Source organism: Mixta calida, from assembly GCF_002953215.1.
Lineage (GTDB): Bacteria > Pseudomonadota > Gammaproteobacteria > Enterobacterales > Enterobacteriaceae > Mixta > Mixta calida.
Map to the genome: position 1 here is coordinate 2,901,539 of NZ_CP026378.1, position 15,366 is coordinate 2,916,904.

Here is a 15,366-nt window from a genome sequence, read left to right on the forward strand (position 1 = left end):
CCCGGCGCGCTCCGGCGCGCCTTTTACATTAAGTAAGAAGGACTTTCGCATGCTATCCGTCGAGAAACTGGCCAACGACGTTTCACTTCCCGATTACGACCGCACGCGGCTGCGCCCGCGTATTCTGCATATCGGCTTCGGCGCCTTTCACCGCGCTCATCAGGCGGTATGCGCCGATCGCCTGGCGCGCGAACAGCAGAGCGACTGGGGCTATATCGAGTGCGGAATCAATTTACAGGGCAACAGTAAACTGGTCAGCAACCTGCGCCAGCAGGATTGTCTTTATACCGTTACCGAGATGGCGGACAGCGGCAAAACATCACGCGCGATCGGCGTGATTTGCGATACCGTCGATGCGCGTACTGACGGCATCGAGGCGGTGATAGAGGCAATGAGCCAGCCGGAGATCGCGATTGTTTCGATAACCGTAACGGAAAAAGGCTACTGCCATCATCCCGCCAACGGCCAGCTCAACCTTGAGCATCCGGTGATTCAGCATGACCTGGCCAACCCTGACGCGCCGCACTCGCTGCCCGGCGTGATCCTCGCCGCGGTCAAGCGTCGACGCGAGCGCGGCCTGCCGCCCTTTAGCGTGATGTCCTGCGATAATATGCCGGAAAACGGGCACGTTACGCGCAATGTTGTGGTGCAGCTGGCGGAAAAGCACGATGCGGCGCTGGCGGACTATATTCGTCACCACCTGACCTTCCCTTCCACCATGGTCGATCGCATCGTACCGGCCATGACGCAGGAAGCGCTGGACGAACTCGGCGAAACGCTCGGCTGTTACGATCCGGTCGCCGTGCAGTGCGAACCCTTTTTCCAGTGGGTGATCGAAGATAATTTCGTCAACGGACGCCCGGCGTGGGAAAAAGCTGGCGCGGAATTGGTGCAGGACGTGCTGCCGTTTGAAGAGATGAAACTGCGCATGCTCAACGGCAGCCACTCGTTTCTCGCCTATCTCGGCTATCTGGCGGGTTATCAACATATCAGCGACTGCATGGCCGATGAGCACTTCCTGCACGCCGCGCGCACGCTGATGCTGGCGGAACAGGCGCCTACCCTGCGCACGCAGAATGTCGATCTTACCGCCTATGCGGACTCGCTGATCGCCCGTTATCAAAACCGCGCCATCAAGCATCGCACCTGGCAGATCGCCTCTGACGGCACGCAGAAACTGCCGCAGCGCTGGCTGGACAGCATCCGCTGGCACCTGGCGCATAACAGCCGGTTCGACCTGCTGGCGCTGGGCGTGGCAGGCTGGATACGCTACGTTGGCGGCGTCGATGAACAGGGCGCGCCTGTTGAGATCAACGATCCGCTGAAGGAGACACTGGCGCAGCGGGTAAGTGAAAGCGCCGACGGCGAAGCGCGCATTGCCGCGCTGCTTTCGCTGCAAAAAGTGTTCGGCGACGATCTGCCCGCAAACGCGCAGTTTACCGCGTGCGTGCTGCACTTTTACCAACTGCTGCAACAGCATGGGGCGAAAGAAACGGTCAAACGGGTAATAACAAGCTATTGATTATTCCTGTAATGAAAGCGCTGGCGCGGAGTTGACGGGCTGTTTAGACTGAAAGCTTTCGCGTCCAGCCAGTCCAGGAAGTTGTCGCATGTCGATACCCTACACTATCACCACCAGCGAACCGGTTAACCAGCAGATCTACCGTTTTTTGCGCCGGGAGATTGTTACCTGCATTATCCCACCGGGTTCGCTGCTGTCGGAAAAAGAAGTCTCCTGCCGTTTTAATGTTTCACGTCAGCCGGTGCGCGAAGCGTTTATTAAGCTGGCGGAAGCGGGTTTGGTGCAGATTCTGCCGCAGCGCGGCACCTTTGTACGCAAAATTTCCGCTCAGCGGGTGGCTGACGGCCGCTTTATTCGCGAAGCGGTAGAGATCGCCGTGGTGCGCCGCGCCGCCATGGAAGCGACGCCCGCCGCGCTGATGGCGCTGGAGCATAACCTGCAGCTACAAAAAATGGCGGCGCAGCGTCATGATGCGCAGGCCTTCCTGCAGCTGGACGATGAGTTTCATCGGCTGATCGCGCAGAGCATCAACTGCGAACTGGCCTGGGAGACGGTGGAGAATATCAAAGCCACCATGGATCGGGTGCGTTTTCTAACGCTCAGCAAGGTATCGCCGCCGGAAAGCCTGATCGATCAGCATGAAGAAATTCTGCATACCCTGCGTAATCACGATCCTGACGGTGCGGAAAAAGCGATGCGCCACCACCTGCAAGAGATGATTTTTTCCATTACGCCCATCGCCGAGCAGAACAGCGAATGGTTTGAGCAGGTGTAAAGAGAGGCGGGACGACGCAGCATCGTCCCGCTGACCATCAGGCGATGGTGATATTCTTCGACAGATAAACATCCTGGACGGCATTGATCAGCGCCACGCCATCACGCATCGACTTCTTAAACGCCTTACGTCCCATAATCAGCCCCATGCCGCCAGCGCGTTTATTGATCACGGCGGTGCGAACCGATTCAGCGGTATCGGTTTCGCCTGCGGAGGCGCCGCCGGAATTGATCAGCCCGGCACGTCCCATATAACAGTTCGCCAGCTGATAGCGCACCAGATCGATCGGATGCTCGCTGGTCAGCGTGTCATAGACGCGCTTGTCGGTATGACCGAATTTCAGCACGTTATAGCCGCCGTTATTTTCCGCCATTTTCTGCTTCACGATATCCGCGCCGATGGTGGCGGCCAGATGATTCGCCTGGCCAGAGAGATCGGCGCTGACATGATAGTCCACGCCATCTTTCTTGAACGCGTTATTGCGCAGATAGGCCCAGAGCACGGTCACCATGCCCAACTCATGCGCGCGCTCAAAGGCGGCGGAGATCTCTTCAATCTGGCGACGCGACTGCTCGGAACCGAAATAAATGGTCGCGCCGACGGCCACGGCGCCCAGGTTGAATGCCTGCTCCACGCTGGCGTAGAGCGTCTGGTCATACTGCGCCGGGTAGCTGAGCGTTTCGTTATGGTTCAGCTTGACCATAAATGGGATTTTATGGGCGTAACGGCGCGACACCGCCGCCAGCACACCGTAGGTTGAGGCGACGCAGTTACAGCCCGCCTCCAGCGCCAGTTCGACGATATTCTTCGGATCGAAATAGAGCGGATTGGCGGCGAAAGAGGCGCCAGCGGAATGCTCCACGCCCTGATCAACCGGCAGGATAGAAAGGTAGCCGGTGCCCGCCAGGCGACCGGTATTGTAAAGCGTCTGCATATTGCGCAGCACGGCAGGAGAACGATTGTTGTCGATCATCACCCGATCGACATAATCCGCGCCCGGAAGATAAAGGCTGTCCGCTGGAATGGTCATGCAGCGATGTTGCAGAAGGCTGTCCGCTTCGTTGCCCAATAACTGTACGATGTCCGTCATGTTAGCTCCTGAGTGTTTAAAGGGGATCGCATGCTCCGATCCGTTGTCGGGCCGCCCGACGACCCGGCACAGACTGGCCCCTTTTCAGCCGCTAACGCAAACTGCTGACTCCATTTTTCAGAAATCTCCGCCGGTAAACGTTGCGTTACGCCCTACCACCAGCGATAAAAATGGTGCACCGGCCCAATGCCTTTCCCGACTTCCAACGTATCGGCCTGCGCCAACGCGCCCTGGAGCCAGGCTTTGGCCGCCGCGATGGTGCTTTCCCAGTCGGCATGACGCGGACGCAACGCGGCAAGCGCCGATGAAAGCGTGCAGCCGGTGCCGTGGGTATTGCGCGTGGCGATGCGCGGCGCAGTAAAGCGCTGCTCACCCTGGCGCGTAAAGAGCCAGTCCGGGCTTTCGGCATCGCTGAGATGCCCCCCTTTAATCAGCACCGCCTCGCAGCCCAGCGCCAGCAGCGCTCTGCCCTGCTGTTTCATCTCCTGCTCGTCGCGCGCGTGCCCGGTTTCCAGCAGCGCCGCCGCCTCCGGCAGGTTGGGTGTAATCAGCGATACCCGTGGCAACAGCCGTTCGCGCAGCGTCGTCACCGCCTGCGGCGACAGCAGCGCATCGCCGCTTTTCGCCAGCATCACCGTATCCAGCACGACCCAGGGCACCGCGGCGCGACCGAGCCGTTCTGCCACCGCCTCGACAATATCGCTCTCCGCCAGCATGCCGATTTTTACGCTGTCGATACGCAGATCGCTCAGCACCGAATCGAGCTGCGCGGCGACAAACTGCGGTTCGATGCGATAAACCGACTGTACGCCGCAGGTGTTTTGCGCCACCAGCGCGGTAATGACGCTGGCACCGTACGCGCCCAGCGCGGAGAAGGTTTTTAAATCGGCCTGAATGCCAGCCCCGCCGCTGGGATCGGTGCCGGCGATAGTTAATGCATTGATTCTCATGCCAGCGCCTCCGCATTCAGGTTCCACAGCGCATCGAGAAACGCCGGAATAAAACTGCCCGGTCCCTGTGCGCGGCCCGCCGCCAACTCGCCTGCGCGCGCCATAACGCCACAGGCGCTGGCGATATGCTGTAGCCGATCGCCCGGCAGCGCCGCAAAGCCCGCCACTACCGCCGATAGCGCACAGCCGGTGCCGACCACCCGCGTCATCAAAGGCGATCCGCCCGGCACTTTCAGCGTGCGTTCACCGTCGGTGACGTAGTCCACTTCGCCGGTCACCACTACGATGGCGCCGCAGCGCTGCGCCAGCCGCTGAGCGGCGGAAAGCGCTTCTTCCGCCTGATGCTGCGTATCAACGCCGCGTCCGCCGCTCTGCTGAAGCGACAGCGCAAGAATTTCCGAGGCGTTGCCGCGAATGGCGGCGGGTTTCAGCGTCAGCAGCCGCTGACAAAAATCAGTGCGCAGCCGCAGCGCGCCGACCGCCACCGGATCGAGCGTCCAGGGCGTGGCGGCTTTGCGGGCCTCCTGCGCCGCCGCCAGCATCGCGTCGGCGCGCGTACGGGTTAAGGTGCCGACGTTAATCAGCAGCGCATCGGCAACGGCGCTAAACTGCGCCGCTTCTTCAGCATCAATGACCATTGCCGGCGAGGCGTGCAGCGCCAGCAATACGTTAGCGGTAAAGGTCTGAACCACATCGTTGGTCATGCAGTGAACCAGCGGCGCGCGCTGGCGGAACAGAGAGAGGGAGCGCGCGGTAAACGCGGCATCAGGCAGGTCAGGCTGTTTCATAGGTCTCCTGGCCGGCGCTCAAGAAGGCAATGCCGGACAGGCATCTGACTTCCCTACGCTGGCATTATCCAGATCAGGTAATACGGGTATTTCTCAGCCTTCACGCAGAAGGGCACCCCGAGTCAAATAACTAAAAATCAATACATTGCGATTAACGTCCCGTTAATCTCTGTTCTGGATCATGCCAGCGGGAAGTCAAAGACACAACCCCTCAAAACGGCATGTGCTCTACACCGTGTTCAAGGCTGTGGCCCAACAGTAAACGACAGACAAAAAAGCCAGGTTGCCCCAGCCTCATTTGTTGTTAATTGTCGTTGTCGCTGCTCGTGCATTTAAGACAGAATCACTTTAATAATGGGTCCTGAAAGAGGAAAAACCGAGCCATTCAGAACTTATAGCCAAGGCGCTGTCAGTATCCCGCATAAGCGTGCCATTTACATTCAGAGATCTTTCGGCATACGCCAACGAAGGAGATCGCTATGCGTAACGCCCGTTTTACTGAGCATCAGATCATTGCCGTGATTAAGTCGGTTGAAGCCGTGGAGATTCAGATGATTGCTGACCCGCTATTTTCTATAAGGCCGTCTTTTTGTGTCCTGCTTTTGGGTTAATGAAAACCTGGTGTGCATATAGCCAGCCGCCACACCCTGTGGCAGACTTAACCTTTTCTCAGGCAAAGGAATCTGCTTAATGTCCGAAAGCCACGCTGTCTGTCTTTTCACCGAAGGCCGGATAACGCTTCCTGACCAGTATCAGGACCGCACGGTGAATGTCTTTACGCTTGCCGGCGAGAACGCCCCCGCATTTAACATCTCCCGCGATACCCTCAGTAACGGTGAGGCTCTGCCGGACTATATTGACCGCCAGACAGCGCTGATGAATAAGCATCTGAAGGGCTGGAAGCTGTCGCTGCGTGAAGCTGCTGTACTGGGGGAGAATCTTATCCCCGGTGAATGTCTTCATGCCAGCTACCTTCGTGACAACAGACGGATCTTTCAGCAGCAGGCGGTATTTAACACAGCGGATAACCATATTCTGGTGTTCACCATGACCCGTATGGAAAAAATCCGGGATACGGACAGCCAGTGCTTTCAGGCACTCCTCGCAAGTTTCAGATTTAACACTAACAATTAAGGGACATTGTTATGTTTGAGGCGGCGCGTGTCGGAGACGACATCGGCCACTCCCATGGTCTGGCAGGGATGATTGCCGGGACTCTTGTCGGGGGACTGATTGCAGCGGCGGGTGGCATTGCCGCCGGAGCGCTTATGGTGGCCGGTATCGGTGCGTCCTGTCTGGGTATTGGCGTGCTTCTGGTCGGGGCCAGCCTGGCGGTGGGGTATCTGACAGGCGAACTGGCGACGGCTGCGCGGGACAGTATCGCAGACGCCGGGGCCGCCAGCATGGAAAAAGAAGGCGTTATTGCCACCGGCTCTCATAACGTGTTCATTAATGGCAGACCTGCCGCCATTGCCACCGACAGCATGGCGGAGTGCGCCAGGGACGGTGGCTCACAACAGATGGCCGAAGGCTCCTCACGTGTTTATATCAACGGTCTGCCTGCCGTTCGTACCGGTGACCAGACCACCTGTGGCGGCAAAGTCATGACCGGTTCCGGAGACGTGGTTATCGGCGGTGAACCAGAACAGACGCTGCCGATACAGTCTGAAGTCCCGGAATGGCTGTACAAAGCGTCTGACCTGACGCTGCTGTTTGCCGGACTGCTCGGCGGAGCGGGAGGCGCCGCAGGCAAAGTCGGTGCGCTGGGCAGGCTGTTCAGTAAAATTCCGGGCATCAACAAACTGGCCCGCGTCGCCTGCCGCGCTGGCGTGATGATGACGGGTGCGGCTGCCGTGGGGATTATCGCCCGCCCGGTCGATATTGTCAGCGGCCAGAAGTTTCTCTCCGGTGATGACGAGCTGGACTTCATATTACCTTCCCGTCTGCCGGTTGTCTGGCAGCGTTACTGGCGCAGCGGCCATCCCGGCGACAGCGTGCTGGGCCGGGGTTGGTCACTTTTCTGGGAAACCCGACTTGAAAAATATCAGGACGGGCTGGTATGGCGTGCGCCATCGGGAGATTACGTCTCCTTCCCGCCGGTGCCGAAAGGTCAGCGAACCTTCTGTGAACCGGAGAAGCGCTGGCTGGAACACCATCAGGACGACAGCTGGTCAGTGTATGACATCAGCGGCGAGCGCTGGCATTACTCATCTCTGCGGGACGGTTCCCCTGCCCTGCCGCTGCGCCTGACTGAACCCTGTGGTAACGATATTCTGTTCGGGTGGAACGATAACAACACGCTGCATTCACTCACCGACAGCGCAGGACAACGCGTGGTTTGCCGCTACACAACTGTCAGCGGACAGGTTCGCCTGACCGAAGCCTGGCTGGATGATGAAGTCTGCCTGGTCCGCTACAACTACGATGATAAGGCCCGGCTGCTCACCGTAACCGGGCGCGGTGAGCAAATTCGCCGCCGTTTCAGCTGGTACGACGACGGGGACGGAACGGATTTACTGCGCAGCCATGAGGACAGCAACGGGCTTCTGAATGAATATCTTTGGCGGAGCATTGATGGTCTGCCGCGCGTGGTGGCATACCGCAACAGCGCAGGTGAGCAGCTTGATTTTGAATACGATTTTGTAAACGGTACCCGCCGCGCCACCCGCGACGATGGCGCACAAGCACACTGGCTGGTTGACGACGATGACAATGTTGCACGTTTCACAGATTATGACGGTCGCCAGACCGGTTTCGTCTATCGTGATGGCGAGTTATGCGATGTTATCCTGCCTGACGGAGCCATACGACGCAGCCAGTGGGACCGTTATGGTCGTCTGATAACCGAAACCGACCCGGCGGGCCGCACCACCCGCTACCACTGGTTCCGCAGCACAGACCGTATTGCACAGACCCTTTACCCGGACGGAGCAGCGACGCGGGCCACTTACGACCTGAAAGGTCGCCTGCTGTCGGAAACCGACGCGCTCAACCAGACCACCGTTTATTACTATCCTGATGAAGAAGAAACGCTGCCGGAACGCATCACCGATGCCGGCGGCGGTGACGTGATACTGGAATGGAACCGTCAGGGACTCCTGACGCAGCGTACCGACTGCTCCGGCAGCGTAACCCGTTTCAGATATGACCGCTTTGGTCAGCTTGTCAGCAGCGAGGACGCGGAAGGTAACGTCACCCACAGGGAATGGAACAAAGCCGGACAGCTCACCGCGCTTATCCGCGCCGACGGTAGCAGGGAAACGCTGCGGTGGAACGGACATGGACAACTTGAGGCCTGGCGCGACCCACTGGAAAGTGAGGTACGCTGGCAGTATTCCGCGCTGGGAATGCCAGAAAGCGTTACCGACCGCACGGGACGAACCCGCCGCTGGCACTATGACCCGAGAGGCAATTTGCTGCGTCTGGAAAACGGCAACGGCGGTGAGTACCGGTTTACGTATGACCCGACAGGCCACCCGTTGAGCGAAGTCCGCCCGGACGGCACATCCCGGCAGATGGCATGGAACGAACGTGGACTGCTCACCACTCTCATGGAAAGCGGCAGACCAGACGACAATGGCGGCATCCCCCGACGCGCTCAGCAGTTCAGCTATGACAGCAGCGGCCTGCTGACCACCCGAACAACCCGCGATGCTCAGTACCATTACCGGCGTGACAACAGCGGGCAGCTTATCGTCCTGGAGCGCACGCCGACCGCAGCGGGCATGGCGCTGGGTATTGAAGAGGACAAAATTCAGTTTACCTTTGACGCAGCAGGAAGCCTGCTCGCTGAACAGGGTGTGAACGGTGAGCTGCATTATGCGTATGACGTTCCGGGTAATCTTACCGCGCTGACCCTGCCCGGCGGGCAGCAGATAAGCTGGCTGCACTACGGCTCCGGTCACGTCAGTGCCATCCGCTTTAATCAGCAAATCATATCTGAATTTACCCGCGACCGCCTGCACCGGGAGGTTTCACGCACTCAGGGAACCCGTGAACAGACCCGCCAGTATGACAGTCTTGGCAGGCGTACCCTGCAACGCAGTATACGCGACTCAGCGTCCGGCCTGCCGGAACAGGCCATCTTCGAACGCGCCTTCCGCTACACCGGGCGGGGAGAACTGTCTGACGTCAGTGACACACTGCGTGGCAACACGATTTATGGTTATGATGAAGAAGGTCGTCTTCTCAGGCACTACGAAGCCCGCCCGGACCACAACACCAGGACGTTCCGCTACGACGCAGCCGACAACCTGCTGCCGGACGATGGCCTGCCTGCCCGTCCACTGACGGATAACCGCCTCATGCACTGGCAGAACCTGTTTATGAAATACGACGGGTGGGGCAACCTGGTCAGTCGCCGCAGCGGCCTGTATGAACAGCATTATGAATATGACGCGGAAAACCGGCTGATAAAAGCAGAGGGCAATGGCCCGGAAGGCCGTTTCACGGCGCACTACCATTATGATGGCCTCGGACGTCGCATTCGTAAAAACGTCACCACGCAGCGCGGCACCACAGAGGCCCGTTTCCTGTGGCAGGGCTACAGACTGTTGCAGGAACAGCAGCATAACGGTCAGTGTCAGACGTATATTTACGACCCGGACGAGGCATACAGCCCGCTGGCGCGTGTTGACCATCTGGCTGACGATAAGCGGGGAGACATGCTCTGGTTCAGCACCGACCTGAACGGCGCGCCGCTGGAGGTCACGGACGGATACGGCGAACTGTGCTGGAGCGGACGCTACAGGAGTTTTGGCGAGGTTACCCGGCAGACGGAAGGCTTCTGCCGCCTGGCGCGACAAACCGCCCTGCATCACCAGCCGCTGCGTTACGCCGGGCAGTACGCTGACAGCGAGACGGGGCTGCACTATAATCTTTTCAGGTATTACGACCCGCAGACTGGACGTTTTACGGTACAGGATCCGATTGGACTGGCGGGGGGATAAACCTCTACAGTTATGCGCCGAATCCGCTGTCATGGATCGATCCGCTGGGTTTAAGTGGAGAACCGATAGGCAGTGAGAACAATCCATTTGATTCTTCTCGCGCTGCTCGGGTGATGCTGCCAACTTACTGATTTAGTGTATGATGGTGTTTTTGAGGTGCTCCAGTGGCTTCTGTTTCTATCACCTGTCCCTCCTGTTCAGCTACTGACGGGGTGGTGCGTAACGGCAAAAGCACTGCCGGACATCAGCGCTATCTCTGCTCTCACTGCCGTAAAACATGGCAACTGCAGTTCACTTACACCGCTTCTCAACCCGGTACGCACCAGAAAATCATTGATATGGCCATGAATGGCGTTGGATGCCGGGCAACCGCCCGCATTATGGGCGTTGGCCTCAACACGATTTTACGTCACTTAAAAAACTCAGGCCGCAGTCGGTAACCTCGCGCATACAGCCGGGCAGTGACGTCATCGTCTGCGCGGAAATGGACGAACAGTGGGGCTATGTCGGGGCTAAATCGCGCCAGCGCTGGCTGTTTTACGCGTATGACAGGCTCCGGAAGACGGTTGTTGCGCACGTATTCGGTGAACGCACTATGGCGACGCTGGGTCGTCTTATGAGCCTGCTGTCACCCTTTGACGTGGTGATATGGATGACGGATGGCTGGCCGCTGTATGAATCCCGCCTGAAGGGAAAGCTGCACGTAATCAGCAAGCGATATACGCAGCGAATTGAGCGGCATAACCTGAATCTGAGGCAGCACCTGGCACGGCTGGGACGGAAGTCGCTGTCGTTCTCAAAATCGGTGGAGCTGCATGACAAAGTCATCGGGCATTATCTGAACATAAAACACTATCAATAAGTTGGAGTCATTACCGTTTACGGCGTCTTCTCCGCCTGGGATACGCCAGAAACCCTCCCGGACATTACGCCAGCAAAAATCGCCCGTTCAGCAGGAGAGTAAAATGTCGCAGCCTGAATTGGCCGCCGCGCCCGCAGCGGAGCCGGAAATTATTATCGAAACCCGCGATCTGTCGCGTATTTATCCGGGCGTCGTGGCGCTGGATAATGTCAACTACCGCGTCTGGCGTAATAAAGTTAACGTCCTGATAGGCGAAAACGGCGCCGGTAAATCAACCATGATGAAAATGCTGGCGGGCGTGGAAACCCCTTCTTCCGGGCAAATATTGCTTAATGGCCAGCCCATCACGCTTAATTCAACGCACCAGGCGGAAAAACATGGCATCAGCATTATTTTTCAGGAGCTGAACCTGTTTCCCAATATGAATGTGATGGACAACATTTTTATTGCCAATGAGTTTTTTCAGAAAGGGAAAATAAACGAAAAATATCAGTATCAGTTAGCTAAAACGCTGCTTGAAAGGCTGGAGCTTGATGTCGATCCTTATACCGCGCTGGATGAGTTGGGCATTGGCCATCAGCAGCTGGTCGAAATCGCCCGCGCGCTGTCGAAAGATACACGGGTATTAATTATGGACGAGCCCACCTCGGCCCTCAGCCAGTCCGAGGTGAAAGTGCTGTTCAGCATTATCGAACAGCTGAAGCGCCGCGGCGTCACCATTATTTATATTTCGCACCGTCTGGAAGAGCTGATGGAGATCGGCGATCACATTACCATTTTCCGCGACGGGCGCTTTATCGACGAACGCAAGGTCAGCGACGCCACCATCCCGTGGATTATTGAGCAGATGGTCGGCGATAAGAAAAAACACTTCGACTATCAACCCGCGCCGCAGGGCGACGCCGTACTGGAGGTCAACGGGTTGACCGCCCTGCATCAGAACGGCGGCTACAGGCTTAACGACGTGAGTTTTAGCCTGCGTAAAGGCGAAGTTATCGGCATCTACGGCCTGCTCGGCGCAGGGCGCACCGAGCTGTTTAAAGGGCTGGTCGGCCTGATGCCCTGTCAGAGCGGCAGCATTGCGCTGAACGGACAGCGCCTGGAAAAGGCGCGCTTCCAGGCGCGTTTAAAGAAAGGGCTGGCGCTGGTGCCGGAAGATCGTCAGGGCGAAGGCATGATTCAGATGATGTCGATCCAGTCCAATATGACCCTTTCCGATTTCAGCCTGCAAGGCTTTCGCCGCGCCTGGAAATGGTTGAATCCGCAGCAGGAAAGCGCCAGCGTCAACAAGATGATCCGCCAGCTGGCGATCAAGGTCAGCGATCCTGAACTGCCCATCACCTCGCTGAGCGGCGGCAATCAGCAAAAGGTGGTGCTGGGTAAGGCGCTGATGACCCAACCGCAGGTCGTGCTGCTGGATGAGCCTACGCGCGGCATCGATGTCGGCGCTAAAACCGACGTTTACCACCTTATCGGCAACATGGCGCAGGAGGGGCTTGCCGTTATGTTCTCCTCATCGGAGCTGGATGAAGTGATGGCGCTTGCGGATCGCATTCTGGTGATGGCCGACGGCCGTATTACCGCCGATCTGCCGCGCCATGCGGCGACCCGCGAAAAACTGATCGCGGCGGCGACTCCTCAAGATTAATCAGGCGGAAATTCCCTATGAACCAGAAATATATGATTTATATGTATCTGCTGAAGGCCAGAACCTTTATTGCGCTGCTGCTGGTTATCGCCTTCTTCAGCGTGATGGTGCCGAATTTTCTGACGCTCTCTAATCTGCTGATTATGACGCAGCATGTGGCGATCACCGCGCTGCTGGCTATCGGCATGACGTTAGTGATCCTGACGGGCGGCATCGATCTGTCGGTCGGCGCGGTCGCCGGCATCTGCGGCATGGTGGCGGGCGCGCTGTTGACCAACGGCCTGCCGCTCTGGAACGGACAGATTATCTTTTTCAACGTGCCGGAAGTGATCCTGTGGACCACGCTGTTCGGCGTGGCGGTCGGGCTGATTAACGGCGCGGTCATCACCCGCTTCGGCGTGGCGCCTTTTATCTGCACGCTCGGCATGATGTACGTCGCCAGAGGCGCCGCGCTGCTGTTCAACAACGGCGGCACTTACGCCAATCTCAACGGCATCGATGCGCTGGGCAACACCGGTTTCGCCACGCTCGGTTCCGGCACTCTGCTCGGCATCTATTTTCCCATCTGGCTGATGCTCGCCTTCCTGCTGCTGGGCTTCTGGCTCACCACCAAAACACCGCTTGGCCGCTATATCTACGCCATCGGCGGCAATGAATCCGCCGCGCGTCTTGCTGGCGTGCCGATCGTTAAGGTGAAAGTTTTCGTTTACGCCTTTTCGGGACTTTGCGCCGCGCTGGTGGGGCTGATCGTCGCTTCTCAGCTGCAAACCGCGCACCCCATGACCGGCAATATGTTTGAGATGGACGCCATTGGCGCCACCGTACTGGGCGGCACCGCGCTGGCCGGAGGACGCGGGCGCGTGTCGGGTTCAATCATCGGCGCCTTCGTGATTGTTTTCCTGGCCGACGGCATGGTGATGATGGGCGTCAGCGATTTCTGGCAGATGGTGATTAAGGGCGTCGTCATCGTCACCGCCGTCGTGGTCGATCAGTTCCAGCAGCGTCTGCAAAACAAAGTGATCTTATTGCGCCGCCATGAGGTTCGCCAGGCGTCCAAAGAGCAAATGAATACGACCGCCAAATCAACCGTTTCGGGCTAGCGATTCATCCGCCCGGGCTCTCCCGCCGGGCGTCTATAAGGAGAGAACAGATGCAAAGAGATTTCCATAACAGGACCGTCGTCATCACCGGCGCGTGCCGCGGCATCGGCGCCGGCATCGCAGAGCGCTTCGCGCGCGACGGCGCCAGGCTGGTGATGGTGTCGAACTCAGAACGCGTAGAGGAGACGGCGGCGCAGCTGCGTCAGCGCTATCAGGCGGATATCCTCGCTTTACAGGCGGATGTCACCGATGAAGAACAGGTTCGCGCGCTCTATGAGCAGGCGGCCGCACGCTTCGGCACGATTGACGTGTCAATTCAGAACGCAGGCGTGATTACCATTGATTACTTTGACCGTATGCCGAAAGCGGATTTCGAAAAAGTGCTGGCGGTCAACACTACCGGCGTCTGGCTCTGCTGCCGTGAAGCCGCAAAGTATATGGTTAAACAGAATCAGGGTTGCCTGCTTAACACCTCTTCCGGTCAGGGGCGTCAGGGCTTTATTTACACTCCGCATTACGCCGCCAGCAAAATGGGCGTGATCGGCATTACGCAGAGCCTGGCGCACGAACTCGCGCCGTGGAATATCACCGTCAACGCCTTCTGCCCCGGCATTATTGAAAGCGAAATGTGGGACTACAACGATCGCGTCTGGGGCGAGATTCTTAGCTCTGAACAGAAGCGCTACGGTAAAGGCGAGCTGATGGCGGAATGGGTTGAGGGCATCCCGCTGAAACGCGCGGGTAAACCTGAAGACGTCGCCGGTCTGGTCGCTTTTCTGGCGTCGGACGATGCGCGCTATATCACCGGACAAACCATTAACGTTGACGGCGGCCTGATCATGTCATGACGCATGACGGCTGATAACCTCTTGAGCGAGAGATCGACCATGATAAAGAAAGATTTTGCGCAGCAGCTGTTCAGCCTGACCGGACGCGTTGCTTTTGTTACCGGCGCCGGAAGCGGCATCGGACAAACTATCGCTATCGCCCTGGCCAGCGCGGGCGCGAAAGTGGCCTGCTTCGATTTACGTCAGGATGGCGGGCTGGCTGAAACCGTGAAGCGTATTGAAGAGATAGAGGGCGACGCCTGCGCCTTTACCGGCGATGTACGCCAGCTGTCCGACTTGCGTGACGCCATCGCCACGGTAAAAGAACGCTATGGATGTCTCGACGTGGCGGTCAATGCTGCCGGCATCGCTAACGCCAATCCAGCGCTGGAAATGGAAAGCGAACAGTGGCAGCAGGTGATCGATATTAACCTGACCGGCGTCTGGAACGCCTGTAAAGCGGAGGCGGAACTGATGACGCAGTCGGGCGGCGGCTCGATTATCAATATCGCCTCCATGTCTGGCGTTATCGTCAATCGCGGGCTGGAACAGGCGCACTACAATTGCTCCAAAGCGGGCGTGATCCATTTATCAAAAAGCCTGGCGATGGAGTGGGTAGATAAAAACATTCGCGTTAACAGCATCAGCCCAGGCTATACGGCGACGCCGATGAATACGCGTCCTGAAATGGTGCATCAGACGCAGGCCTTTGAAAGCCAGACGCCGATGCAACGCATGGCGCGCGTGGACGAGATGGCAGGTCCCGCGCTGTTTCTCGCCAGCGACGCGGCCTCATTTTGCACCGGCGTGGATCTGCTGGTCGACGGCGGCTTCGTCTGCTGGTAACAGCGCGGA

At 58.1% G+C, this 15,366-nt stretch carries 12 protein-coding genes, 2 pseudogenes and 1 riboswitch; of the genes and pseudogenes, 11 read left to right on the forward strand and 3 right to left on the reverse strand.

The features are described 5' to 3' along the window. The first annotated feature begins 49 nt into the window (after positions 1 to 49). Positions 50 to 1,522 carry a mannitol dehydrogenase family protein gene (locus C2E16_RS13845; RefSeq protein WP_084971138.1) on the forward strand — a complete coding sequence of 491 codons (1,473 nt, stop codon included), beginning with the start codon at positions 50 to 52 and terminating at the stop codon, positions 1,520 to 1,522. Between the two features lie 88 nt (positions 1,523 to 1,610). After that, positions 1,611 to 2,297 (forward strand): GntR family transcriptional regulator, encoded by a 687-nt coding sequence (locus C2E16_RS13850; protein WP_038625253.1) that lies wholly within the window; start codon positions 1,611 to 1,613, stop codon positions 2,295 to 2,297. 37 nt (positions 2,298 to 2,334) lie between these two features. Here the strand turns inward: C2E16_RS13850 and fbaB are convergent, their stop codons facing one another. The 3 genes from fbaB to thiM all read right to left on the reverse strand — a co-directional run bounded on the left by fbaB (position 2,335) and on the right by thiM (position 5,125). After that, positions 2,335 to 3,387 (reverse strand): class I fructose-bisphosphate aldolase, encoded by a 1,053-nt coding sequence (gene fbaB / locus C2E16_RS13855; protein WP_038625252.1) that lies wholly within the window; start codon positions 3,385 to 3,387, stop codon positions 2,335 to 2,337. A 152-nt stretch (positions 3,388 to 3,539) separates the two neighbouring features. Beyond that, on the reverse strand, positions 3,540 to 4,337 hold the full coding sequence (thiD, locus tag C2E16_RS13860; RefSeq protein ID WP_038625251.1) for a bifunctional hydroxymethylpyrimidine kinase/phosphomethylpyrimidine kinase: 798 nt from the start codon (positions 4,335 to 4,337) through the stop codon (positions 3,540 to 3,542). Next, a complete protein-coding gene (gene thiM / locus C2E16_RS13865; RefSeq protein WP_104951539.1) occupies positions 4,334 to 5,125 on the reverse strand; it encodes a hydroxyethylthiazole kinase in 792 nt (263 codons plus the stop codon). Before thiM ends, thiD begins: the two co-directional genes overlap by 4 nt. Before the next feature lie 33 nt (positions 5,126 to 5,158). After that, positions 5,159 to 5,255, reverse strand: a riboswitch (TPP riboswitch). A 349-nt stretch (positions 5,256 to 5,604) separates the two neighbouring features. Here thiM and C2E16_RS21185 point away from each other — a divergent pair. From C2E16_RS21185 to C2E16_RS13915, 9 genes and pseudogenes are all read left to right on the forward strand, one after another. Further along, positions 5,605 to 5,736, forward strand: coding sequence for a hypothetical protein (locus C2E16_RS21185; protein ID WP_257152225.1), 132 nt, complete (start codon positions 5,605 to 5,607; stop codon positions 5,734 to 5,736). Between the two features lie 79 nt (positions 5,737 to 5,815). After that, complete coding sequence (locus C2E16_RS13875; protein WP_084971644.1) at positions 5,816 to 6,259, forward strand: DcrB-related protein; 444 nt, start codon at positions 5,816 to 5,818, stop codon at positions 6,257 to 6,259. Positions 6,260 to 6,270: 11 nt separating this feature from the next. Then, positions 6,271 to 10,130 (forward strand): annotated as a pseudogene (locus tag C2E16_RS13880) (RHS repeat-associated core domain-containing protein); the annotation flags it as partial. 108 nt (positions 10,131 to 10,238) lie between these two features. Next, positions 10,239 to 10,936, forward strand: a protein-coding gene (locus C2E16_RS13890) for an IS1-like element IS1A family transposase (protein ID WP_233987823.1) whose coding sequence is annotated in 2 segments (ribosomal slippage) — positions 10,239 to 10,488 and positions 10,488 to 10,936 — 699 coding nt in all. Because the reading frame shifts where the segments join, the coding sequence is not laid out codon by codon here. Positions 10,937 to 10,945: 9 nt separating this feature from the next. Further along, positions 10,946 to 11,038, forward strand: a pseudogene (locus C2E16_RS21190) (DUF2291 domain-containing protein); the annotation flags it as partial. A 1-nt stretch (position 11,039) separates the two neighbouring features. Then, positions 11,040 to 12,584 carry a sugar ABC transporter ATP-binding protein gene (locus C2E16_RS13900; protein ID WP_038625240.1) on the forward strand — a complete coding sequence of 515 codons (1,545 nt, stop codon included), beginning with the start codon at positions 11,040 to 11,042 and terminating at the stop codon, positions 12,582 to 12,584. A gap of 17 nt (positions 12,585 to 12,601) precedes the next feature. Beyond that, a complete protein-coding gene (locus C2E16_RS13905) occupies positions 12,602 to 13,684 on the forward strand; it encodes an ABC transporter permease (protein ID WP_084970580.1) in 1,083 nt (360 codons plus the stop codon). A 50-nt stretch (positions 13,685 to 13,734) separates the two neighbouring features. Further along, complete coding sequence (locus C2E16_RS13910) at positions 13,735 to 14,532, forward strand: glucose 1-dehydrogenase (protein ID WP_084970581.1); 798 nt, start codon at positions 13,735 to 13,737, stop codon at positions 14,530 to 14,532. Between the two features lie 39 nt (positions 14,533 to 14,571). Next, positions 14,572 to 15,357: an SDR family oxidoreductase gene (locus C2E16_RS13915; protein WP_038625238.1), complete on the forward strand. Its 786-nt coding sequence runs from the start codon at positions 14,572 to 14,574 to the stop codon at positions 15,355 to 15,357. The last annotated feature ends 9 nt before the right edge of the window (positions 15,358 to 15,366 follow it).